The organism is Dickeya fangzhongdai, assembly GCF_002812485.1.
In the GTDB taxonomy this organism is placed as follows: Bacteria; Pseudomonadota; Gammaproteobacteria; order Enterobacterales; family Enterobacteriaceae; genus Dickeya; species Dickeya fangzhongdai.
Genome location: NZ_CP025003.1, coordinates 697,750 through 722,772 on the forward strand (window position 1 = coordinate 697,750; position 25,023 = coordinate 722,772).

Sequence of the window (25,023 nt, forward strand, 5' to 3'; positions counted from 1 at the left end):
ACACTTGCTGACAGAACTCGACGCTGGATGACTTTTTTGCCCCCGAATGGTGGGGGCAAAATGCAGGAAAGGTATGCAGAAATTCAGGATTTGCCGTTGGTGATGTGATCGAGATGGACGACCGGATTTTCGGCGAACATGTAGCGATCGACATTAAATTCGAAGTCATCGGTAGTGGCGCGGAACAGCATCTGCTTGGTGTTCTCCAGGTGTTGCCACATCGCCAGTTTGGCGGCGTAAGGATCTTTGCGGATCAGCGCCTTAAGAATCTGATCATGCTCTTCGCACCAGCTTTCGATCGACTTGTCGTCGATATGTTCATGCAGCTTGCGCCAGTAAGGGTTGTGGATACGCTGGCTCCACATCTTTTCCACGATGGTGGCCATTGCCGAGTTCTGGGTAGCCAGCGCGACCTGTACGTGGAATTTCAGATCCCACTCCGAATCGCGGAAACGATCTTCCTGACGGGCGTTTTCCTGAATCTCCATCAGTTGGATGATGTCCTGCCGGGTGACCTGAGTGGCGGCGAACTCTGCGATATTGCTTTCTATCAATTGGCGCGCCTGCAGCAGCTCGAACGGCCCGGCGGTAAGAAAATCGGCGTCGCTGCCGTTGGCGGCCAGCAGATGGCGCTGTTGACTGGACATAACGTGAATGCCGGAGCCTTTGCGAACCTCCACGTAACCTTCCACTTCCAGCATGATGATGGCTTCACGTACCACGGTACGGCTGACGTTCATCTCTTCGGAAATATTGCGCTCGGCCGGCAACTTGTCGCCCACCGGATAAACGCCGTTCTCAATGCGTTGTTTCAATTCTGCGGCCAACTGCTGGTAGAGCCGTCTGGATTCTGTCAGTGCCATGATGCCTGCTCTTAAGATAGAGGACGCTCCCTGAGGCAACGTGCGTCACTGCGTCTATCTCGTTATGATGATTTCGTTAATGTAGACTGATATTCAGAGTAGATTTGTTATACCACCTACAGCGGACGGCGACCAACACCCACGTCACAGTTAGCTGTTGTGATAAACCCAGAGGAAAGGATTCATCCGGTATCCCATGATCATGATACCGGATGAATGGCGTGAAGCAGAAATTTGTCTGTTAGTGTTGCTGTGCGGCTTTCAGGTCGGTGCCGTTATTTCCCTCTTCGGAAGCCGGGTGGTTTTTCAGTACCGTCCAGATAACGATCGCGCCCAGCAGGTCGAAGATAGCCAGTACGGCGAACAGCGGGCTAAAGCCGATGGTATCGGCCAGCGCACCTACCACCAGGGCGAACAGGGTGCTGGCGGTCCAGGCGGCCATCCCGGTCAGACCGTTGGCGGTGGCCACTTCGTTACGGCCGAACACGTCGGAAGACAGGGTGATCAGCGCACCGGACAGGGACTGATGGGCAAAGCCGCCGACGCACAGCAGCGCGATAGCGATATACGGGCTGGTGAACAGGCCGATGGTGCCGGGGCCGATCATCAGCAGCGCGCCCAGGGTGACGACCAGTTTGCGGGAAACGATCAGGTTCACCTTGAAGTATTTCTGGAACAACATCGGCATATAACCACCAAGGATACAGCCCAGGTCGGCGAACAGCATCGGCATCCAGGCGAACATGGCGATTTCTTTCAGGTTAAAGCCATAGACTTTGAACATGAACAGCGGGATCCAGGCGTTGAAAGTACCCCAGGCCGGCTCAGCCAGAAAACGCGGCAGCGCGATGCCCCAGAACTGACGGTTGCGCAGAATCTGCCAGGCGGACAGTTTCTTGGCGTTGCCAACCTGATGCTGAGCTTCCTGACCGCTCAGGATGTAGTCGCGCTCTTCCGCGCTGAGTTTTTTCTGATCTTTCGGATGCTTATAGAAGTACAACCAGCCGATTGCCCACACCATGCTCAGCGCACCGGTGATCAGGAACGCCATCTGCCAGCTGTGCGCCATGATAGCCCAGACCACCAGCGGCGGAGCCAGCATGCCGCCGATTGAAGAACCGACGTTGAAGTAACCGACCGCGACGGAGCGCTCTTTGGCCGGGAACCATTCGCTACTGGCTTTCAGGCCGGCGGGAATCATCGCCGCTTCTGCCGCACCGACCGCGCCGCGCGCGATGGCCAGGCCGCCCCAGCTGTTAGCCATCGCGGTGCCGGCGCAGAACAACGCCCACAGGATAGCAAATACGGCATAGCCGACTTTAGTGCCCAGCAAATCCAGTACATAACCGGCGATCGGCTGCATGATGGTGTAGCAGGCTGAATAGGCCGCAATGATATAGGAATATTGCTGGGTGCTGATATGGAGCTGTTCCTGCAGTGTTGGCGCCGCTGCGGCAATTGCGTTACGCGTCAGGTAGCCCAGAACGGTACCGATGGTCACCAGTCCGATCATGTACCAGCGCAAGCCTTTGATCTTGAACATGTTAAATATCTCTCCGAGTTTAATTACCACAGCGGAACCTGTCATCGGTCTGCCGCGATAGGTGTAGACCACGCCGAAAGTGACGGGGCGCAGCTGCGCCCCGGTCAAAGCCTGCGGGAGTTGCCGCCTGACCGGTTGCCCTGCCGCCGGGCACGGCTGGCGGGCTGCGACGGCGATCCCGCCGCGCGCGTTATTGTTTTCCGGCGGGGATATCAACCCTGTTGACAATATTGAGATTGAATCCCCTCATCAGGCAGCGCTACAATAATTTGTCATACCAATTTAAAAGTTGAGTGATATCACAAAACCATTATTTTGATAGGGAATAAAATAACCCGGCCCACAGGAACCGCCGTCTGGCGAGGTGGAAGCGTAAAAATGGTGTGATGGGAAGCGATTTATGCCATTTTTGCGATCATGACCTCACTAATGGTGTCAGTTATCGCAGATAATTGGTGTGATATCTTTGTAAGCGTGACCGCATTTGGTTGGCAAATGTAGTGTGAGGAAGCGAACATGCCCCAGTTTTTAAGTGAAGATTTTTTGTTGGATACTGAGTTTTCCCGTCGGCTGTACCATGAATTCGCAGCGGATCAGCCCATTTTTGATTACCACTGCCATTTGCCGCCTGCGCAGATTGCCGAGAATTACCGCTTTAAAAACCTGTATGACATCTGGCTGAAGGGCGACCATTACAAATGGCGCGCCATGCGCACCAACGGCGTGCCGGAGCGTTTCTGTACCGGCGACGCCAGCGATTGGGAGAAATTCGAAGCCTGGGCCGCCACCGTACCGCATACCATCGGCAACCCGCTGTATCACTGGACGCACCTGGAACTGCGCCGTCCGTTCGGCATCACCGGCACCCTGCTGTCGCCGTCTACCGCCAAAGACATCTGGAACCGCACCAACGCTCTGCTGGAGCGTGACGAGTTCAGCGCGCGCGGCATCATGCAGCAGATGAACGTGAAAATGGTCGGCACCACCGACGATCCAATCGACGATCTGGTGCACCATAAAGCGGTCGCTCAGGATAAAACCTTCTCTATCAAGGTGCTGCCAAGCTGGCGTCCTGACAAGGCATTCAATATCGAACTGGCGACCTTTAACGATTATATGGCGAAGCTCGGTGAAGTGTCCGATACCGACATCCGCCGTTTCAGCGACCTGCAGGCCGCGTTGACCAAGCGTCTGGACCACTTCGCCGCACACGGCTGTAAAGTGTCCGACCATGCGCTGGACGTCGTGCTGTACGCCGACGCGGATGAAGCCACGCTGGATGGCATTCTGGCCCGTCGCCTGTCCGGCGCAACCCTGAGCGAACACGAAGTGGCGCAGTTCAAAACCGCGGTACTGGTGTGGCTGGGCGCCGAATACGCACGCCGCGGCTGGGTGCAGCAGTATCACATCGGCGCACTGCGCAACAACAACCTGCGCCAGTTCAATCTGCTGGGGCCGGATGTGGGCTTCGACTCCATCAACGATCGCCCGCTGGCGCAGGAGCTGTCCTGTCTGCTCAGCAAGCAGAATGAAGAAAACCTGCTGCCGAAAACCATCCTGTACTGCCTGAACCCGCGTGATAACGAAGTGCTGGGCACCATGATCGGCAACTTCCAGGGCGAAGGTATGCCGGGCAAGATGCAGTTCGGTTCCGGCTGGTGGTTCAACGACCAGAAAGACGGCATGCAGCGTCAGATGACGCAGCTGGCGCAACTGGGTCTGCTGAGCCGTTTCGTCGGCATGCTGACCGACAGCCGCAGCTTCCTGTCCTACACCCGTCATGAATACTTCCGCCGCATTCTGTGCCAGATGATCGGCCGCTGGGTGGAAGATGGCGAGGCGCCGGGCGACCTGCCGCTGCTGGGCGAGATGGTGAAAAATATCTGTTTCGATAACGCCAAAAACTATTTCGGCATCGAGTTATAACCAAAATAATTCGAGTTGCAGGAAGGCGGCAACCGAGGGAATCCCTGGGAGCTTACATCAGTAAGTGACCGGGGTGAGTAAGGGCAGCCAACATACCTGCAACTTGAAGTATGACGGGTATATAAGAAAAGGGAGGGCGGGCGCTATCGCGGGCCCGTCTGTCAATGTTGTGATTTCGGGCTGGCGCAGGGTGCTGAATCCGCCGCCCTGACGCTGTCGTGCTGACCTGACGCTGTCGTAATGATCTGACGGTTGTACCGACTGGCGTTTGTCCCGAAGTGTCGTGTTCTGAGGTAGCTTGTTAATGCAAACGCTGAATCGTCGTGATTTTCCTGGCCGTCGTCACCCTGACCGCGTCATCCAATTTGGCGAAGGCAATTTCCTTCGCGCCTTTATTGACTGGCAACTGGATCTGTTGAATGAACATACCGATCTGGATGCCGGCATTGTTGTGGTTCGTCCGATTGATACCGATTTTCCGCCCGCGCTGGATACCCAGGATGGCCTGTACACCACCATCATCCGCGGCCTGAACGAGCAGGGCGAAGCGGTGCGCGAGCCGCGCCTGATCCGCTCCGTTAACCGTGAAATCAATGTTTACCGCCAGTTTGACGAGTATCTGGCGCTGGCGCATGACGCCAACATCCGCTTTGTGTTTTCGAACACGACGGAAGCCGGCATCAGCTACCATGCTGACGATCGCCTGACCGACACGCCGCCGGCCAGCTTCCCGGCCAAACTGACCCGCCTGCTGTTCGAACGTTTTAACCATTTTAACGGCGCCGCCGACAAAGGCTGGGTACTGTTGCCGTGCGAACTGATCGACTACAACGGCGAAAAACTGAAAGAGCTGGTGCTGCGTTACGCGGCGCAGTGGGAGCTGCCGGCGGCGTTCACCGCCTGGCTGAACGAGAGCAACACCTTCTGCTCGACGCTGGTGGACCGTATCGTAACCGGTTACCCGCGCGCCGAAGTGGACGCGCTGCAGCAGGAACTGGGCTATCAGGACACCTTCCTGGATACCGCCGAGTACTTCTACCTGTTTGTGATTCAGGGGCCGCAATGGCTGGCGGAAGAGCTGCGCCTGAACAAGCTGAAACTGAACGTGCGTATTGTCGACGACATCAAGCCGTACAAAGAACGCAAAGTGGCGATCCTTAACGGCGCGCATACCGCGCTGGTGCCGGTAGCGTTCCTGGCCGGCCTGGATACCGTGGGCGAATCTCTGAACGATGCGCAGATCGGCAAGTTTGTCGAAACCACCATCGCCGAGGAGATCGTACCGGTGCTGGATCTGCCGCACGACGAGCTGGTGTCGTTCGCGCAGGCGGTGCTGAGCCGTTTCAGAAACCCGTTCATCCAGCATCAGTTGCTGTCTATCGCCCTGAACGGCATGACCAAATTCCGTACCCGCATTCTGCCGCAGCTGCTGACCTACCGCGAACGCCACGGCGCTTTGCCGAAACGCCTGGCCTTCGCGCTGGCGGCGCTGATCGCTTTTTATCGCGGCGAGCGCAACGGCGACAGCTACCCGCTGCAGGACGACGCTCACTGGCTGGAGCGTTATGAGGTGCTGTGGGGCGGCGTGCGCGCCGGCACCACGTCGCTGGCGCAGGTAGTGAACGCGGTGCTGAGCGATGCGGAGCACTGGGAGCAGGATTTGACGCTGGTGCCCGGTCTGGCGGCGCTGGTCACCGAACAACTGCAGGCTATCGTTGAGCGCGGCATGCGTGACGCGGTGGCGGGTTATTGCTAATCGCATAAGGTTTTATCCATGCAGAGCATCATCAAAATTCATTCGTTGGACAATGTCGCCGTCGCCCTGCGCGATCTGGCGCAGGATGAAACGGTGTCGGTTGGCGATATCTCCCTGGCGTTGCCGCAGCCGGTAGCGCGCGGGCATAAGTTCGCCCTCAGGCCGATTGCGTCCGGCGAGATGATCGTGAAATACGGCCTGCCCATCGGCCACGCGCTGGTCGCCATCGCGCCCGGCGAGCACATCCACTCGCAGAACGCCAAAACCAATCTGAGCGATCTGGACGAGTACCAGTACCAGCCGGAGTTCATCGATCTGCCGGCGCAGCTGGCGGATCGCGAGGTTCAAATCTACCGTCGCAAAAACGGCGACGTCGGGATCCGCAACGAACTGTGGATCCTGCCGACCGTCGGCTGCGTCAACGGCATCGCCCGTCAGATCCAGCAGCGTTTCCTCAAGGAAACCAACGATGCGGAAGGTATCGACGGCGTTTACCTGTTCACTCATCCGTTCGGTTGTTCCCAACTGGGGCAGGACCACGAAAACACCCGCACCATGCTGCAGAACATGGTGCGTCACCCGAACGCGGGGGCGGTGCTGGTCATCGGTCTGGGATGTGAGAACAATCAGGTATCTGCGTTCCGCGATACGCTGGGCGAGTTCGATGCCGATCGCGTCAACTTCATGATCTGTCAGCAGCAGGAAGATGAAGTGGAAGCCGGTCTGGAACGTCTGCACCAGCTGTATCAGGTGATGCGCGACGATCGCCGGGCACCGGGCAAGCTCAGCGAGCTGAAGTTTGGTCTGGAGTGCGGCGGTTCGGACGGCCTGTCCGGCATTACCGCCAACCCGCTGCTGGGGCGTTTCTCGGATTACCTCATCGCCAACGGCGGCACCACCGTGCTGACCGAGGTGCCGGAAATGTTCGGCGCCGAGCGCATCCTGATGAGCCGTTGCCGCGACGAAGCCACATTCGAGAAAACCGTGCACATGGTCAATGATTTCAAACAGTATTTCATTGAACATAACCAGCCGATCTACGAAAACCCGTCGCCGGGCAACAAGGCCGGCGGCATCACCACGCTGGAGGAGAAATCCCTCGGCTGTACCCAGAAAGCGGGGCAGAGCCAGGTGGTGGACGTGCTCAAGTACGGTGAACGCCTGCATACGCCGGGGCTGAACCTGCTGAGCGCGCCGGGTAACGATGCGGTAGCCACCAGCGCGCTGGCAGGCGCCGGCTGTCACATGGTGCTGTTCAGTACCGGTCGCGGTACGCCTTACGGCGGCTTTGTGCCGACGGTGAAACTGGCGACCAACACCGAGCTGGCGCAAAAGAAACCGCACTGGATCGACTTTGACGCCGGGCGTCTGATTCACGGTATGTCGATGGACGAGCTGCTGTCGCAGTTTGTCGATCTGATCGTCGAGATCGCCAACGGCAAGCTGGCGAAAAACGAGATCAACGATTTCCGCGAACTGGCGATCTTTAAAAGCGGTGTGACCTTGTAAAGCGGATCATGACAAACCCGATCGTTATCAATACGGTCGTTGTAAATCTAAACGATTCCAAATAAAATAAAACGGCGTTTCATTATTTGAACGCCGTTTTTTTCGCAATGGCGCTTTTAAGGCAGGGATCATGACATCTTACGTGTTTGCTCAGGCAGTTGGCGTACTGGCCTTTCTGGTCGGTATTACTATGTTTTTCAACCGCAGTGAAAAGAAATTTAAAATTCAGCTTTCCGCCTACAGCGCGGTTATCGCGTGTCACTTCTTTCTGATGGGAGCGAACGCGGCCGGCATGAGCGCCATGCTGAACTCGGGTCGAACCCTGATCACCCTGAAAACCAACAATATCGCGGTGATGTTCGTGTTTATTACGCTGACGCTGGCGCTGGGTTTACCGGGTGTGAAACACCCGATGGAACTGTTGCCGATCATCGGCACCGTGTGCAGCACCTGGGCGCTATTCCGGGCTCATGGATTGGCGATGCGCGGCATTATCTGGTGTTCAACCTCATTATGGGTGATACACAACATCTGGCTGGGGTCGATCGGCGGGTCGCTGATTGAAGCCAGTTTCCTGGTGATGAACGGATACAACATCGTTCGTTTCTGGCGTATGCAGCGTAACGGCATCGACCCGTTCAAGATGGATGAGCACTCGTCTACCAAGAGCGCCTGAGAAAAAGCCCCGCGGCTGCGGGGCTTGCGTTAACAGACGGCGCTATCAGCGGCCGGCGCGGCGATTCACCCAGATGTTGATCAGGATGGTTGTCAGCAGGATCGCGGCCACCACGCTGAGCGAGATGGCGACCGGAATGTGGAACAGATCGATCAGCATCATCTTGATACCGATAAAGACAAGGATCACCGCCAGCCCATATTTCAGCATCGAGAACTTCTGCGCCACCCCGGCCAGCAGGAAGTACATGGCGCGTAGCCCCAGAATGGCGAACAGGTTTGACGTCAGCACGATGAACGGGTCGGTGGTGACGGCGAAAATGGCCGGGATGCTGTCTACCGCGAAGATCACGTCGCTGATTTCCACCATCACCAGCACCAGAAACAGCGGCGTGGCGTACCACAGGCCGTTCTGGCGGATAAAGAAATGCTCGCCTTGCAGGTTGTCGGTCATCCGCAGGTGGCTGCGCAGCCAGCGGACCACCGGTTTATCGCCGATGGCGGTGTCGTCCGCTTTCGCCAGCGCCATTTTGAGGCCGGTGAGCAGCAGGAATGCGCCGAACAGATACAGCAGCCACTGGAACTGGGAGACCAGCCAACTGCCGGCGAACACCATGATGGTACGCAGTACGATCGCCCCCAGCACGCCGTACACCAGCACCCGGCGCTGATACTGGGCGGGGATGGCAAAATAGCTGAACAGCATCAGCCAGACGAACACGTTGTCGACGGCCAGTGCTTTTTCGATCAGATAACCGGTAAAGAACGCCAGCGCCTGAGCATCCGCCACCTCACGGCCCATCGTGCCGGTGAGGTACCACCAGAAACCGGCGTTGAACAGTATTGAGAGTGTGACCCACACCAGCGACCAGACGGCGGCCTGTTTGAAGGTCATGACCGTGGAGCCTTTCTTACCCTGATAAAACAGGTCGATGGCGAGCATGACCACCACAATGATTGCGAAGCTGCCCCACATCAGGGGGGTACCTATAGTTACCATAACAGTATCCCTTAGAACCTATCCCATCCGGGTCGGCTCTGTCGTCAGAAAACAAAACGGCCTGTGTCAGAAGGCACAGGCCGTTTGCTATTAAGCTGCAAATAGACCTCGCCTTCTGGCAAGGTCTCACTTACAACTTAATGCGGAATAGTCATTAAGGTTGCCTGGTAACCGAGTGCTATTGCACTGTAATGACGATTGACCAGCGAAAAGTTACTCCCCTTTGCAACACCAAAGATAGGATAGTTCCTGTACAGGGTCAAACAATTCCGCTGGCGCTTTATCCCGCGAAGGCATCGCTGCAAATGACGTCTACGCTAGTGGATGAATAGGCCGCCGGCGTGACGAACTCTCGGCGATTCGACAGGAAAACCATTTACTGCGACGCCGTTTTAAGGGATAAACAGCGCCAGATTTTGTATTGCAGGAGAGGCCATGAGCCAACTTGATCTGGAAACACATAGCCTGACGCTGGTTCGTTACCCGCAGTCCGATCGCGAGTCACCGTTGCAGGCGTGGGAAGCGGCGGATGAATATCTGCTGCGGGAGTTGGCCGAGATGCCGATCGGGCCCGGTCCCCGGCTGATTTTCAATGATGCGTTCGGGGCGCTGGCCTGCGGCTTGCAGGCGCAGTCGCCCTGCTGCATCAGCGACTCGTACCTGAGCCAACTGGCGACCCGGCATAATCTGTCGCTCAATGGATACGCGCCGGAATCGGTCACCCTGCTGGACAGCCTGGTGCCGCTGCCGGACGCACCGGCGCTGGTGGTGCTGAAAGTACCGAAAACGCTGGCGTTGCTGGAACATCAGCTACGGCAACTGCGTGAAGTGGCGACGCCGCAGACCGTGGTCATCGCTGGCGCTAAAGCGCGGGATATCCATACTTCGACGCTGCAACTGTTCGAGCAGATTCTGGGGCCGACCCGCACCTCGCTGGCCTGGAAAAAGGCCCGGCTGATTCACTGCCAGCCGGAGCCGCGTACTGTTGATGAACAACCGGTGATGACGGTCTGGCCGCTGGACGGCACGGATGATCCTACCCACCACTATCACATTCACAACTACGCCAATGTGTTTGCCCGCGGCGGGCTGGATATCGGCGCCCGTTTTTTCATGCAGCATTTACCGCAGCAACTGGACGGCAAGATTGTCGATCTGGGCTGCGGCAACGGCGTCATTGGCCTGACCGCGCTGGCGCTGAACCCGCAGGCCTACGTCAGCTTTTTCGACGAGTCCTATATGGCGGTGGCCTCCAGTCGGCGCAATGTGGAATACAACCGGCCGCAGGATATGGCGCGCAGCAGTTTTGTGGTGAACCATGCGCTGGCGGGCGTCGGGCAGGACAGCCTGCAAGCGGTGCTGTGCAATCCGCCGTTCCATCAGCAACAGGCGATTACCGATGATATCGCCTGGCAGATGTTCCTTGATGCGCGCCGCTGTCTGGCAGTTGGCGGAGAGTTGCGGATCGTTGGCAATCGCCATCTGGACTACTTCCACAAGCTGAAGCGGCTGTTCGGCAATTGCGAAAACGTCGCCAGCAATGCGAAGTTTGTCGTGCTGCGGGCGGTGAAAACCCGCAGTCGTTAAGCGGTGTAGTCCCGCATGGCATTTGTTGTCGCGCGGGACTGTCATTATAATCCGCAGGTTACGTCAGCGAAGGAACCCCTATGTATATCGAAGAGTTGGAAGCGCGGTTGGACAGCGCGCTGCAGGCGCTGGAAGCCAGCGTCAGCCGACAGCAACAGATCTGGCAGCGCGATTATCAGCATCTTCATTTGCAACTGGCGCAGGCTCGCCAGCGCGAAGCGGATTTGTGCGCAAGAATCAATGAGCTGGTTACCCGGGTCAACATGATGGATGAATCCCCCGAGCGCAATCCGTTGCTGCAGAAGATCAACCTGATCCGCGCCCACCTCGATGCGCTAGCCAACGAAGCCGCTGCGTTTTATCGTTCTCTGCCCTGACGAACGGTCAGGGCCGTTCTATTTTATTCTCGGTATTATCATTTAGGTTGATTATATTTGGTTTTTATTTTTTTCTGGCGGCATTGATATTTTATTTATAATTTAATTATCTTTTTTTCATTCGTATTTTTTATGTTTGTTTTATTTAAAGAAATTATATTGGCCGTTGTGTGGCGGATGAGCCAATACCCAAATAATGAGAGTCATCAATTCCTGTTGTAGGGTGAATATGTCTGAAACATCAGGCGAGAAAAAAAGAGAATCCCTCTCTTTTTATTCATTCATCTATACCCTAAATAATTAGAGTTACAGAAAAGCAGCAACCGAGTGCATCCTCGTGAGCTTATTCTAGTAAGTCACCAGGGTAATCAAACGCAGCCAACGCACCTGTAACTTGAAGTATGGCGGGATATTTCGACAGGAGCATTATTATGGCCTATCCAACTACAGGCACATCCGGTATGGTCGGTTTTGCAAAATCGGGCAGCACCACCGGCGGCACAGGTGGCAGCGTGGTTTCTATTACCAGCCTGAGCGACCTGAAAACCCACGTGGCGGGAACAGATGCGAAAATCCTGGTGATTAACGCCAATATCAGCGCCAGTTCATTAACCAAGGTAACGCTGGGGGCGAATAAATCGATTATTGGTTCTTATAGCAGTAATACGCTGACTAATATTCATTTTCGCAGCGCGTCGAGTTCGAAGAATATTATTTTTCAGAACCTGACGTTTAAACACACCAGCACCATTAAAGGTAATGATGATATTCAGATTTACCTCACGCACGGCAATAAATACTGGCTGGATCATCTCACTTTTCCCGGCCACGATTATACGCTGACCGACGGCGGGCTGGATAAACTGATTTATATCGGAGAAAAAGCCGATTACATCACCATCAGCAATTGCCTGTTCAAAAACCATGAGTACGGATTGATCTTCGGTTATCCGCAGGACGGCAGCAGCAATGGTTCCACCTACGACGGTTACCCGCACCTGACTATTTGCCACTGTTATTTCAGCAATATCTACGTGCGTGCGCCGGGGCTGATGCGTTATGGCTATTACCACGCCTATAACAACTTCATCGACAAATACCAACTGGGGTTCACGCTGGCGCAGAATGCCAAAATTGTGTCCGAATATAACTATTTCGGCACCACCACCAGCAGTAACAAAGGGATGCTGGACGACAAAGGGAGCGGGACATTTACTGATACCGGCAGCACGCCGTCCATTACCAACCAGACCTCTTCGGCCAGCAAGTGGACGCCGTCTTCCAATTACAGCTACAAGCTGAAGACGGTTTCTGAAGCCAAAACCTTTACCCAGAAATACGCCGGGGTACAAAGCAGCAGCCTGACTTTCGGCGGATAAGCGATACTAACGGGCTGGCGACAGCCCGTTTTACTCATTACCTGATAGCTCCATGCCGGGTAGCTCAACACCTGATTGCTCAACCCTTGAACACGCCAGGTCTTAACGCTAAGGTAAGCGCCTCTCGGTCACCCAGGTTCAACCATGATTACCCTCGCTCTTATCGACGATCACCTTATTGTCCGTTCCGGTTTTGCCCAACTGCTGGGGCTTGAGCCCGATATGCAGGTGGTGGGGGAATTCGGCTCCGGGCGCGAGGCGCTCGCCGGGTTGCCGGGGCGAGGCGTGCAGGTTTGCATCTGCGATATTTCGATGCCGGATCTCTCCGGGCTTGAACTGCTCGGTCAACTGCCGAAAGGCATGGCGGTGATTATGCTATCGGTACACGACAGCCCGGCGCTGATAGAACAGGCGCTGAACGCCGGGGCGCGCGGTTTTCTCTCTAAACGCTGTAGCCCGGATGAGCTGATCGCGGCGGTGCGCACCGTCGCGGGCGGCGGCTGTTACCTGACGCCGGATATCGCGCTGAAACTGGCGTCGGGCCGGCGAGATCCGCTGACGCGTCGTGAGCGTCAGGTAGCGGAAAAGCTGGCGCAGGGGATGGCGGTGAAAGCCATTGCCGCCGAACTGGGGTTGTCGCCGAAAACGGTACACGTTCACCGGGCCAACCTGATGGAAAAACTGGGCGTCAGCAACGATGTGGAGTTGGCCCGCCGTATGTTTGATGGTTGGTGATGCGCCCGATTGCTACCTGGCTTATCGCCGCCTTCGCCAGCTGTTTTATCTTCTCCGCCGCGTGGTTTTGCCTGTGGAGCATCAGCCTGCATCTGGTGACGCGCCCGGATCTGGCCGCGCTGCTGTTTCCTTTCGGCCTGCGGCTGGGGCTGATGCTGCAATCGCCGCGCCGTTTCTGGCCGGTGCTGCTGGGCAGCGAGTGGTTGCTTCTGGTCTGGCTGGCGAAGGAAGTGGCGCTGGCGCATTTGCCGCTGCTGTTGACGGGCAGCGTACTGGCGCTGCTGCCGGTGATGCTGGCATCGCGGCGGGCGCGTCAGGATGACTGGCACACGCTGCTGTGGCAGGGCGGCGCGCTGATTGCGGCGGCGCTGCTGCAATCCCTGCCGTGGCTCGGCCGCGGCGAGGACGCGCTCACGGTGTTGCTGCTGACCCTGACCGGCGGACTGACGCTTTCGCCCACCTGTTTGCTTATCTGGCACTATCTGTCCAGTTCTACCTGGCTGCCGCTCGGGCCGTCGCTGGTTTCCCAGCCGGTGAACTGGCGCGGGCGCCATCTGCTCTGGTATTTGCTGCTGTTTGTCGTGAGCCTGTGGCTGCAACTGGGGTTGCCGGCGGAGCTGTCGCGCTTTACCCCGTTCTGTCTGGCGCTGCCGATCATTGCGCTCGCCTGGCACTATGGCTGGCAAGGCGCGCTGATCGCCACGCTGATGAACGCCATTGCGCTGATCGCCAGCCAGACCTGGCATGAACATCCGGTGGATTTGCTGCTGTCGCTGCTGGCTCAGAGTCTGACCGGGCTGCTGCTCGGCGCCGGCATCCAGCGCCTGCGCGAGCTGAACCTGTCGCTGCAAAATCAGCTGGCGCGTAATCGCCGTCTGGCGGAACGATTGCTGGCGACGGAAGAATACGTGCGGCGCGACGTCGCGCGGGAGCTGCACGACGACATCGGCCAGACCATCACCGCGATTCGTACGCAGGCGGGCATTTTGCAACGGCTGGCGCCGGAGAACCGCAACGTGCGGCAGAGCGGCGCGCTCATCGAGCAGTTATCGCTCGGGGTGTATGATTCGGTGCGCCGGCTGATGGGTCGCCTGCGTCCGCGCCAGTTGGACGATCTCACTCTGGAGCAGGCGGTGCGTTCTTTGATGCGCGAGATGGAGCTGGAAGCGAATGGCATCGTCAGCCATCTCGCTTGGCACATTGACGAAGCGTCGCTCGGCGAAGGGCTGCGGGTAACGCTGTTTCGCGTGTGTCAGGAAGGGCTGAATAATATTGTGAAACACGCCAACGCCAGCGCGGTGACGTTGCAGGTCTGGCAGCAGGGCGAGCGACTGACGTTGGTGATCGAGGACGACGGCGGCGGGCTGCCGCCGGGTTCCGGCGCGGAAGGCTTTGGCCTGCTCGGGATGCGCGAGCGCGTCACGGCGCTGGGCGGCACCTTGCAGCTTTCCTGTACTCATGGCACCCGTTTAACCGTCATCCTGCCGCTGCCAGCCAGCGAGGAGTCTTGATGTCCGGCTTTCTGAACATTCGTTTCCTGAATACGCGTTTCCTTAAAATTCCCGCCGGCGCGCCGCCGCTGGCCGACCGTCAGGCCATTGATGAAGCCTACCGTTACTGGCGTCGGCATATCCTGATGACGCTATATCTGGGCTATGCGCTGTTTTACTTCACCCGTAAAAGTTTTAACGCCGCGGTGCCGGAAATCCTCGCCAGCGGGCTGATGGCGCGTACCGATATCGGGATGCTGGCGACGCTGTTTTACGTGACCTACGGGGCGTCGAAATTCCTCTCGGGCATCGTGAGCGACCGTTCCAATGCCCGCTACTTTATGGGCATCGGCCTGCTGGCGACCGGCGTGGTGAATATTCTGTTTGGCTTTTCCTCGTCGCTGTGGGCCTTCGCCGCGTTGTGGATGGCGAACGCCTTTTTTCAGGGCTGGGGCGCGCCGGTGTGCGCCAGGCTGCTCACCAGCTGGTATTCGCGCACCGAGCGCGGCGGCTGGTGGGCGCTGTGGAATACCGCGCATAACGTGGGCGGTGCGTTGATCCCGATGGTGGTGGGAGCGGCGGCGCTGCATTACGGCTGGCGCGCCGGGATGATGATCGCCGGTTCGCTGGCGATCGTCGCCGGGCTGTTTTTATGCTGGCGACTGCGCGACAAGCCGCAGACCCTCGGCCTGCCGAGCGTGGGCGAGTGGCGTCAGGATGCGCTGGAGATCGCCCAGCAGCAGGAGGGCGCCGGGCTGTCGCGTCGGGAAATCCTGCATAAATACGTGTTCACCAATCCGTATATCTGGCTGCTGGCCTGCTGTTATGTGCTGGTGTACGTGGTGCGCGCCGCCATCAACGACTGGGGCAACCTCTACATGTCGGAAACGCTGGGGGTCGATCTGGTGACCGCTAACTCGGCGGTGACCATGTTCGAACTGGGCGGATTTATCGGCGCGCTGGTGGCCGGCTGGGGATCGGACAAGCTGTTTAACGGCAACCGCGGCCCGATGAACCTGATCTTCGCCGCCGGCATTTTACTGTCCGTCGGTTCGCTGTGGCTGATGCCGTTCGCCAGCTACGTGATGCAGGCCGCCTGCTTCTTCACCACCGGTTTCTTCGTCTTCGGCCCGCAAATGCTGATTGGCATGGCGGCCGCCGAATGCTCCCACAAAGACGCCGCCGGCGCCGCCACCGGATTTGTGGGGCTGTTCGCCTATCTTGGCGCGTCGCTGTCCGGCTGGCCGCTGGCGCGCATCATGGATGTGTGGCACTGGAGCGGCTTTTTCGCGGTGATTGCGGTGGCCGCCGGCGTCTCGGCGCTACTGCTGTTGCCTTTCCTGCGTGCCTCGTCGCCGCGCGCCGCGGCCGACATAGCGTGATTCGCTTCACCCTTTTGCGCTGAATCGGCGAAAACCGGGAAAATTTCCTAGTTGAAGCAGGACGTTCCCTCAGGCCCGCATTCGCGGGCTTTTTTACAATTCATTCAAAATAAATCATTCAAAATAAATCACTCAAAACAAATCATTCAAAGCGAATCACCCAAAACGAATTACCCAAAAACAAATCACCTAAAACAAAGCCCATGCGGGCGAGATAAGGCTGCAAGCCGTTTCGTCCTGTAAGAGGAAACATCATGCTCAACTTTTTAACCCAGGTGCGTCAACCGACGCTGGATCTGCCGCTCGATGTGCGGCGTAAAATGTGGTTCAAGCCGTTCATGCAGTCTTATCTGGTGGTGTTCATCGGCTACCTGACCATGTATTTGATCCGTAAGAACTTCAACATCGCGCAGAACGACATGATCAGCACCTACGGGTTGAGCATGACGCAGCTTGGCATGATTGGCCTCGGTTTTTCGATAACCTACGGCGTTGGGAAAACGCTGGTGTCCTATTATGCGGACGGCAAAAACACCAAGCAGTTCCTGCCGTTTATGCTGATCCTGTCCGCCATTTGCATGCTCGGTTTCAGCGCCAGCATGGGGACGGGGTCCGTGAGCCTGTTTTTGATGATCGCGTGTTATGCGCTGAGCGGCTTTTTCCAGAGCACCGGCGGGTCGTGTAGCTACTCCACCATCACCAAGTGGACGCCGCGCCGCAAACGCGGCACCTATCTGGGGCTGTGGAACATTTCTCATAACCTCGGCGGCGCGGGCGCGGCGGGCGTAGCGCTGTTCGGCGCTAACTACCTGTTCGACGGCCATGTAATCGGGATGTTTATCTTCCCGTCGATCATCGCGCTGATTGTCGGCTTCATCGGCCTGCGTTTCGGCAGCGACTCCCCGGAAGCCTACGGCCTGGGGAAAGCCGAAGAGCTGTTTGACGAGGCTATCTCCGAAGAAGACAAGGAGACGGAAGACGGCGCCATGACCAAATGGCAGATCTTCGTCGAGTATGTGTTGAAAAACAAAGTGATCTGGCTGCTGTGCTTCTCCAACATCTTTCTGTATGTGGTGCGCATCGGCATCGACCAGTGGTCCACGGTTTACGCCTATCAGGAACTGAAACTGCCGAAAGCGGTGGCGATTCAGGGCTTTACCCTGTTCGAGGCCGGTGCGCTGGTGGGTACGCTGCTGTGGGGCTGGCTGTCGGATCTCGCCAACGGTCGCCGCGGGTTGGTGGCCTGCATCGCGCTGGCGTTGATCATCGTGACGCTTGGCGTCTATCAGCATGCCAGCAACCAGTATGTTTATCTGTCGTCGCTGTTTGCGCTGGGCTTTTTAGTGTTCGGCCCGCAGTTGCTGATTGGCGTGGCCGCCGTCGGTTTTGTGCCGAAGAAAGCCATCAGCGCCGCCGACGGCATCAAAGGCACCTTCGCCTATCTGATTGGCGACAGCTTCGCCAAGCTGGGGCTGGGCATGATCGCCGACGGCACCCCGATTTTCGGGTTGACCGGCTGGGCGGGCACCTTTGCCGCGCTGGACGCCGCCGCGATCGGCTGTATCTGCCTGATGGCGCTGGTAGCGGTGATGGAAGAGCGCAAAATCCGCCGCGAAAAACGCCTGCGTCAGACGCAAACCGCCTGATGACTCTGCCGCCGGTGCATTGCCGGCGGCGGGTGACGAGCCACGGCGCGGCGGCCTGCCAGCGGCTTTCACCGGTGGGCCAGCACCGTTGCTCTGTTCTTCTGACCGGCCTCTTACGGAATATTTCCGCTTTCTCCACAATTGGCGCAATTGTGAATATCTCCCTTGCAAAGCTTTACCCTAGCCCCCGGTTAACTGAAATTCCCCGGCCTATACTGCATCGCAAAGGTTGACGCATTCCGGTGCGTTAATAATTAAAACCGTAACGTGAAGGAAGGTCTTATGTCTAAGTTAACTGCGATTGTGATTGCCTCTGCGCTGGCGCTGAGTAGCGCCGGGTTCGCCTACGCTCAGGATAATACCCCGCCGGATCAGGGCGCGCGTATGATGAAGCATCATGACGGCGAGCGCGGCATGGAAAAGAACATGATGTTCAAAGGGTTGAATCTGACCGATGAACAGCGCCAGAAAATGCGTGACATCATGGAGAACGCTAAACAGGACCGTGAGCGGCCTTCGGCTGAGGAACGCACTGAATGGCACAGCCTGATTGCCGCCGACAGCTTTGATCAAGCCAAAGCCGAAGCGGTGGCTAACAAAATGGCTGAAACCAGCAAAGCCCATATGCTGAAACGTCTGGAAATCCAGAACAAGATGTACAACGTGCTGACGCCGGAACAGAAAAAGCAGTTCAACGACAACTTTGCCAAACACCTGAAAGAACCGGCGCCGGCAAAAGCGCCGCAATAACCGTCTAGCCTGATATACCCGAAACGCGCCTGCTGGCGCGTTTCGTCTTTATCGCCGCAAGCGCTCATCTTTCTGCGCGGTTTTTCTGCGCCAGCCTGGCCGACCGGCACACCGCTTTTGGCCGATCTCTTGCGTTCAGACAGGTTTTTCCCCATCAGCACTTTTCAATCGCCCGATCTTGCTCTATCAATAGCGCGTCATTGTGATTCAGGGAGTGCGGCTCATGGCGTTTTCCGCCTTAAAATCCATCCTTTTTCTGGCTGTGCTCAGCGTGCTGAGCGCCTGCAAACCGGGGGCGACCGCGGACAGCTCACGTCCGTTTACCACGTTTGAGGGTAAAACGATGGGTACCTTCTATAGCGTGAAGATCAGCGGAGAATTGCCGGAAGACCGGCAACAGTTGCAGCAGGAGATCGACGCCTTGCTGGAACAGGCCAACAACGACATTTCCACCTACCGTAACGACTCGGTGTTGTCCCGTTTTAACCGCGACACCGGTACCGACCCGCAGCCTATCGGCAATGGCATGGCGGATATCATTCTGGCCGCGCAGCGCATCGGCCGGGCGACAGGCGGGGCGATGGATATCACGGTGGGGCCGCTGGTCAACCTGTGGGGATTCGGGCCGCAGAAGCAGCCGGTGGCGATTCCCAGCCAGCAGCAGATTGATGATGCGCGACGGAAAGTGGGGCTGAACCACCTACGCCTGATCAGCAATCATCAGGGCGAATGGTTGCAGAAAGATCTGCCGGGCCTGTATGTGGATCTGTCTACTATGGGCGAGGGTTACGGTGCGGACCTGCTGGCGCAACTGATGACCCGCAAAGGCATCACCAACTATCTGGTGTCGGTGGGCGGCGCGATTTCCAGCCGCGGCGTCAACGGTCAGGGGCAGCCCTGGCGGGTCGCCATTCAGAAGCCTACCGACAAGGAGAATGCCATTCAGGCGGCGGTAGACCTGCAGGGCTACGGCATCAGCACTTCCGGCAGCTATCGCAACTATTTTGAGCAGGACGGCAAACGCTATTCTCATGTCATCGACCCAGCCACCGGTCGGCCGATTACGCATCAGCTGGTTTCCGCCACCGTGATTGCCAGAACCGCGCTGGAGGCGGATGGCTGGGATACCGGGCTGATGGTGCTGGGCACCGAAAAGGCGCTGAAACTGGCGGAACAGCAAGGACTGGCGGTCTATTTGATCACCAAAACCGATAAAGGGTTTGAGGCCGTCATGACGCCGCAGTTCAAGGCGTTTCTGTTGCCGACGCCGTAATCAGACAACGAGCCTGATGCCTCTCATCAGGCTCGGTTAGTGCTGGATAATCCGGCGCCGCGCACGTACAATTCGCCCCGGCTACTTACTTATCAAATTCATATCTCCGCATCCTTCTTTTCAGAAGGCGCCATTTCCCATGTTTGTTAAGTGAGTCGTCATGAGTCATTTTATTCTCAATAATCAGCCTGTTTCGGCTGATGTTATTTCACAGCACCTTTCTCGTATGCACGCGGCCGCCACCGACCGTCCGCTGACAATCCCCGAACGTATTTCCATTCTGAATCGCTGTATTGAATTGCTGAAAGCGCATCAGGATGAGCTGTGCGACGCCTACAGCCAGGATTTCGGCTACCGCGCTCCCGGCAACACGCTGATTTCCGATATTCTCGGCTCGATTGATGCGCTGCGCCACGCGGCGCGCCATCTGGATCAATGGGCGGAGGAAGAGCGGAGAACCTCGCCGTTTCCCGGCACCCGGGTGGTGGTGGAGTACAAACCGCTGGGGGTGATTGGCGTCATGAGTCCGTGGAATTTCCCGCTGGTGCTCACGTTTGGCCCGTTGGCCGGGGTGATCGCCGCCGGCAACCGGGCGATGATTAAGCCCTCCGAACTGGCTGAAAACGGTAGCCGGCTGCTGTGTCGGCTGATTGCGGAACGGTTCGCCGAAGACGAAATCTCGACGTTGCAGGGCGGTGTTGACGCGTCAATACACTTCTCGTCGCTGCCGTTCGACCATCTGGTGTTTACCGGCAGCACCGCTACCGGCAGGCAGGTGATGAAGGCCGCGGCGGAAAACCTCACCCCGGTGACGCTGGAGCTGGGCGGCAAATCGCCGGTCATCGTGTCGCGCGGCAGCGATATCGTACTGGCGGCGCAGCGCATCATGACCGTCAAAACGTTTAATGCCGGGCAAATCTGTATTGCGCCCGACTATGTGCTGGTGCACCGGGATGATCTGCCGGCGTTGGTCGAACAGGCCTGCGTGTTTCTGCGCCAGACCTACGGGGCGTTTATCGAAAACCGCGAATACACATCCGTGGTTAATGCCCGCCAGACCGCACGGCTGAAAGCGCTGCTGGATGACGCGCGTCATCAGGGGGCGACGCTGGTGCGCGCGACGGAGGAGGTAGACGATTTGCCGCGTCGACGTATGGCGCCGACGCTGGTAATCAACCCGCCGCCCACCGCCCGCATTATGCAGGAGGAAATCTTCGGACCGCTGTTGCCGGTGATCGCCTACGACCATATCGAGCAGTGCCTGACGATCATCAACGGGATGGATCGTCCGCTGGCCGCTTACTATTTCGGCGAGAGCCCGCAAGAGATCGCGCAGATCCGGCACCGCACGCTATCCGGCGCGCTGGTGATCAATGACGTGATGAGCCATGTGCTGGTGCATGACATTCCGTTCGGCGGCGTTGGCGCGTCGGGGATAGGGGCTTATCACGGCGATATCGGTTTCAAACGGTTCTCGCACGCGCGGCCGGTGTTTTATCAGAGCGCCGGGGGAGAATCGAATCTGCTGATGCGCGCGCCGTTTGACGAAGCGTCCCGCCGGAGGGTGGCGCAGTTAATCGACGAGGACATGGCCTGAGCGTAATCATTTATATTAGCCGCCATCAGGCGGCTTTTTTATATCGGCCCACTCTCAGGGTGGTAATAAATAACCGGGTTGTCAGATGTAATAGGCTTACAAAAAACAAGGTTAATTATTAAAGGTATTCTGGAGCGAATAATAATGAACCGGTGTTTTATTTATTAAGCGTGATTGGTCATATTTAAGATTGCCCCGGCAGAGGCAGCTGACATCGTTCAACAGCGCATGGTCATGTGGCGTATGAGCAGTCTGGGCTGGCTTTGGTCTGGGTTCATGGCGCGGTAACCTGAAGAATATACCCGTCATACTTCAAGTTGCAGATGCGTTGGCTGCCCTCGCTCACCCCAGTCACTTACTGATGTAAGCTCCAGGGGATTCACTTGGTTGCCGCCTTCCTGCAACTCGAATTATTTAGGGTATAGCACATATATTCGGGGTGCGGCATATTCAGGTAAATAAAGCGTTACTTTATTTTAACCGAATGTGAATGGTTTATTTTTTACTGAATCAGTATTTAAACAACGCTATGACATAATAGTGGAATATTAGTTAATTAACTAATTTGATTATTTATAAACTAAAAAGCCAATCATATTAACGTTATGACATCGGCCCGCTAAGCAAAATAAAAAACAATAAACCGATAACAAATTTAAAGCCTATGAAATATTTGTAATTATGGAGTCACTGACTATGAACATTAACGACCAGGTGTTGAGTCCGTTTATCTTGCCAAATGGCGTCGAGCTTAAAAATCGTCTCCTGATGGCGCCGATGACCACCTGCACCGGCTTTTATGACGGAACCGTCACCAAAGAGCTGGTGGAGTACTATCAGGTGCGTGCCGGCAGCATCGGCGCGGTGATTGTGGAGTGCTGCTTTATCGATGATAAAGGGCTGGCGTTTCCGGGCGCGATTGGCATCGACAACGACGACAAGATCGCCGGACTGGCGAAAGTCGCCTCGGCCATCAAGGAAAAGGGCTCGAAAGCCATTTTGCAGATCTACCACGGCGGGCGCATGGTGGAGCCGAAACTGATTGGCGGCCAGTCGCCGGTCGGGCCGAGCGCCGTTGCCGCGCCGCGCGAAGGGGCGGCCGTTCCGGTCGCGCTGACGGGCGAAGAGGTGGAAGCCATGATCGCCAAATTTGGCGAAGGGGTGCGCCGCGCCATTGAAGCCGGCTTCGACGGCGTGGAAATCCACGGCGCCAATACCTACCTGATTCAGCAGTTTTACTCCCCGAACTCCAACCAGCGCACCGATGAATGGGGCGGCAGCCGCGACAATCGCGCCAGATTCCCGCTCGCCGTGCTGGAAATCACCCACAAGATGGCGCGCCAGTATGCGGATGCGTCCTTCATCATCGGCTATCGCTTCTCGCCGGAGGAAATCGAAGAGCCGGGCATCCGGTTTGACGACACCCTGTACCTGCTGGAAAAACTGGCGGCGCGTGGGCTGGATTACCTGCATTTTTCTATGGGATACACTCTGCGCTCATCCATCGTCGATACCACCGATCCCACCCCGCTGATTGGCAAATATGTCGCCATGCGTTCCGATACGCTGGCTAAGGTGCCGGTAATCGGCGTCGGCGGCGTGGTGAATAAAGCGGATGCCGACGCGGCGCTGGAACACGGTTACGATCTGGTGGCGGTGGGGAAAGCCTGCATTGCCTATCCGGACTGGACCGATCGCCTCATCAATCAACAGAAGCTCGAACTGTTTATCGACAGCACCCAACGTGAAGCCCTGACCATTCCCGAACCGCTGTGGCGCTTCTCGCTGGTGGAAGCGATGATCCGCGACATGAGCTTGTCGGCGAAAAAATTCAAGGCGGGCGTGTTTCAGGAGAAAGTGCAGGACGACGCCGGCGAGCTGGTGATCAACGTCAGCCTGGAAACGGATCGCATCGCCGATGTTACGCTGGAGCCTAATTCGCAGCTGAATACCGATTTCGTCAGCAGCTTTGAGGTTATCCGCTCCCGTATTCTTGACGCCAATAGCCCGCATGTGGATGCGGTCACCGGCGCCACCACCCAGAGCGAAGCGGTGAAAAAAGCGGTGTCCAAGGCGCTGGCTAAGTCCTGTAAAGCGGCGATTATGGCGGAAGGCGGCGACCCGGCGGACATGCAGCGTTATGACGTGGTGGTGATCGGCAGCGGCGGCGCCGGTCTGGCTGCGGCGATTCAGGCTTGCGATGACGGCGCCAACGTGCTGATTGTCGAGAAGATGTCCAGCATCGGCGGCAACACCATCAAGGCGTCCGTGGGTATGAACGCGGCAGGAACTCGTTTCCAGAAAATAAAAGGCATCGTAGACGACAAGGAACGGTTCTACGAGGAGACTCTGAAAGGCGGTAAGTTAAAAAATAATCCCGAATTGCTGAAACGATTCGTGGAAGGTGCGCCGATGGCGATCGAGTGGCTGGCGGAGCGCGGCATCGAACTGAACGACATTACCATTACCGGCGGGATGAGCGTGGATCGCACCCATCGCCCGGCGGATGGTTCGGCGGTAGGCGGCTTCCTGATCAGCGGTCTGGTGAAAAACATCAACAAGCGCAATATCGATGTGATGCTGGAGACGTCGGTTGTCGATATCGTCCATGACGCCGGCGCGATTACCGGTGTACGGGTGCTTAACGAGGACAATGAACAGCTGACCATCGCCACCAAAGGCGTGGTGGTCGCCACCGGCGGGTTCAGCGCCAACCGCGAGATGGTGGTGAAATACCGCCCGGATCTGGACGGCTTCGTCACCACCAACCACCAAGGCGCTACCGGCAGCGGTATTGAGATTCTGGAGAAAGTGGGCGCCGATACCGTCGACCTGGGGGAAATTCAGATCCACCCGACGGTCGAGCAGACCACGTCTTACCTGATCTCCGAATCCATTCGCGGCGGCGGTGCGATTCTGGTGAACCAGCAGGGGCATCGCTTCTTTAACGAGATGGAAACCCGCGACAAGGTGTCGGCGGCAATTATCGGCCTGCCGGAGAAGTATGCCTATATCCTGTTTGACGAGCAGGTGAGGGCGAAGAACAAGGCGGCGGACGAATATCTGTCCCGTGGTTTTGTGGTGAGCGCCGCTTCTCCGCGCGAGCTGGCGGACAAGCTGTCTATCGACTTCCACGCTCTGCTGGCGACGCTGGAACGCTACAACCTGTTTGTCGACAAGCAGCATGATGACGACTTCGGCCGTAAAACCGCGTTGCGCCACCCCATCAATCAGGGGCCGTTCTACGCTATCCGCATCGCGCCCGGCGTGCACCACACCATGGGCGGCGTGGTGATCAACACCGATACCGCGGTGCTGGACAGCAAGAAACGGGTGATCCGGGGCGCCTTCGCCGCCGGTGAAGTGGTGGGCGGCATCCACGGCGGTAATCGCATCGGCGGCAACGCCGTCGCCGATATCATCGTTTTTGGTATTCAGGCGGGCCGTAACGCGGCATCTTACGTGCAGTTATAAGTAAAGGCAGTTGTAAGTAAATGCCGTTGTAAGCAAGAATTGCCTGCGTCAGCGACCGTTG

18 protein-coding genes are annotated in these 25,023 nt (G+C 57.2%); 15 read left to right on the forward strand and 3 right to left on the reverse strand.

All coding sequences use genetic code 11. The features are described from left to right. Positions 1-83 precede the first annotated feature (83 nt). Both exuR and CVE23_RS03350 read right to left on the reverse strand, forming a co-directional pair. Entirely contained in the window at positions 84-863 is a 780-nt protein-coding gene (exuR, locus tag CVE23_RS03345) for a transcriptional regulator ExuR (protein ID WP_022632078.1), read from the reverse strand. A 241-nt stretch (positions 864-1,104) separates the two neighbouring features. After that, the gene (locus tag CVE23_RS03350) at positions 1,105-2,406 is read right to left on the reverse strand and encodes an MFS transporter (protein ID WP_100850400.1); all 1,302 of its coding nucleotides are present in this window, start codon (positions 2,404-2,406) and stop codon (positions 1,105-1,107) included. Positions 2,407-2,922: 516 nt separating this feature from the next. Here CVE23_RS03350 and uxaC point away from each other — a divergent pair. The 4 genes from uxaC to CVE23_RS03370 all read left to right on the forward strand — a co-directional run bounded on the left by uxaC (position 2,923) and on the right by CVE23_RS03370 (position 8,273). After that, positions 2,923-4,332 (forward strand): glucuronate isomerase, encoded by a 1,410-nt coding sequence (gene uxaC, locus CVE23_RS03355; RefSeq protein ID WP_100848900.1) that lies wholly within the window; start codon positions 2,923-2,925, stop codon positions 4,330-4,332. 304 nt (positions 4,333-4,636) lie between these two features. Then, the gene (locus CVE23_RS03360; protein WP_100848901.1) at positions 4,637-6,088 is read left to right on the forward strand and encodes a tagaturonate reductase; all 1,452 of its coding nucleotides are present in this window, start codon (positions 4,637-4,639) and stop codon (positions 6,086-6,088) included. Positions 6,089-6,106: 18 nt separating this feature from the next. Then, entirely contained in the window at positions 6,107-7,597 is a 1,491-nt protein-coding gene (locus tag CVE23_RS03365) for a UxaA family hydrolase (RefSeq protein WP_038917776.1), read from the forward strand. Positions 7,598-7,727: 130 nt separating this feature from the next. Next, positions 7,728-8,273 carry a YgjV family protein gene (locus CVE23_RS03370; protein ID WP_038662528.1) on the forward strand — a complete coding sequence of 182 codons (546 nt, stop codon included), beginning with the start codon at positions 7,728-7,730 and terminating at the stop codon, positions 8,271-8,273. Positions 8,274-8,318: 45 nt separating this feature from the next. Here CVE23_RS03370 and CVE23_RS03375 read toward each other — a convergent pair whose 3' ends face one another. Next, positions 8,319-9,272: a TerC family protein gene (locus CVE23_RS03375; protein WP_100848902.1), complete on the reverse strand. Its 954-nt coding sequence runs from the start codon at positions 9,270-9,272 to the stop codon at positions 8,319-8,321. Between the two features lie 435 nt (positions 9,273-9,707). Here CVE23_RS03375 and rlmG point away from each other — a divergent pair, with 435 nt between their 5' ends. From rlmG to CVE23_RS03430, 11 genes are all read left to right on the forward strand, one after another. Next, positions 9,708-10,859 carry a 23S rRNA (guanine(1835)-N(2))-methyltransferase RlmG gene (gene rlmG, locus CVE23_RS03380; RefSeq protein WP_100848903.1) on the forward strand — a complete coding sequence of 384 codons (1,152 nt, stop codon included), beginning with the start codon at positions 9,708-9,710 and terminating at the stop codon, positions 10,857-10,859. Between the two features lie 80 nt (positions 10,860-10,939). Next, positions 10,940-11,236 (forward strand): MbeD/MobD family mobilization/exclusion family protein, encoded by a 297-nt coding sequence (locus CVE23_RS03385; protein WP_100848904.1) that lies wholly within the window; start codon positions 10,940-10,942, stop codon positions 11,234-11,236. Between the two features lie 431 nt (positions 11,237-11,667). Further along, positions 11,668-12,615, forward strand: coding sequence for a pectate lyase family protein (locus CVE23_RS03390; protein ID WP_038917782.1), 948 nt, complete (start codon positions 11,668-11,670; stop codon positions 12,613-12,615). Positions 12,616-12,759: 144 nt separating this feature from the next. Continuing rightward, complete coding sequence (gene uhpA / locus CVE23_RS03395) at positions 12,760-13,350, forward strand: response regulator transcription factor UhpA (protein WP_038917784.1); 591 nt, start codon at positions 12,760-12,762, stop codon at positions 13,348-13,350. Further along, entirely contained in the window at positions 13,350-14,861 is a 1,512-nt protein-coding gene (gene uhpB / locus CVE23_RS03400) for a signal transduction histidine-protein kinase/phosphatase UhpB (RefSeq protein WP_038917785.1), read from the forward strand. The genes uhpA and uhpB overlap by 1 nt, the downstream gene beginning before the upstream one ends. After that, entirely contained in the window at positions 14,861-16,222 is a 1,362-nt protein-coding gene (uhpC, locus tag CVE23_RS03405) for an MFS transporter (protein ID WP_049854599.1), read from the forward strand. Before uhpB ends, uhpC begins: the two co-directional genes overlap by 1 nt. Before the next feature lie 254 nt (positions 16,223-16,476). After that, positions 16,477-17,868 carry a hexose-6-phosphate:phosphate antiporter gene (gene uhpT / locus CVE23_RS03410; protein WP_100848905.1) on the forward strand — a complete coding sequence of 464 codons (1,392 nt, stop codon included), beginning with the start codon at positions 16,477-16,479 and terminating at the stop codon, positions 17,866-17,868. A gap of 282 nt (positions 17,869-18,150) precedes the next feature. Further along, complete coding sequence (gene spy, locus CVE23_RS03415; protein WP_038917787.1) at positions 18,151-18,618, forward strand: ATP-independent periplasmic protein-refolding chaperone Spy; 468 nt, start codon at positions 18,151-18,153, stop codon at positions 18,616-18,618. Positions 18,619-18,841: 223 nt separating this feature from the next. Further along, a complete protein-coding gene (gene apbE / locus CVE23_RS03420; protein ID WP_038917788.1) occupies positions 18,842-19,891 on the forward strand; it encodes an FAD:protein FMN transferase ApbE in 1,050 nt (349 codons plus the stop codon). A gap of 160 nt (positions 19,892-20,051) precedes the next feature. Further along, on the forward strand, positions 20,052-21,488 hold the full coding sequence (locus CVE23_RS03425; RefSeq protein ID WP_100848906.1) for a coniferyl aldehyde dehydrogenase: 1,437 nt from the start codon (positions 20,052-20,054) through the stop codon (positions 21,486-21,488). Between the two features lie 696 nt (positions 21,489-22,184). Next, positions 22,185-24,962, forward strand: coding sequence for a flavocytochrome c (locus tag CVE23_RS03430; RefSeq protein ID WP_100848907.1), 2,778 nt, complete (start codon positions 22,185-22,187; stop codon positions 24,960-24,962). Positions 24,963-25,023 lie beyond the last annotated feature (61 nt).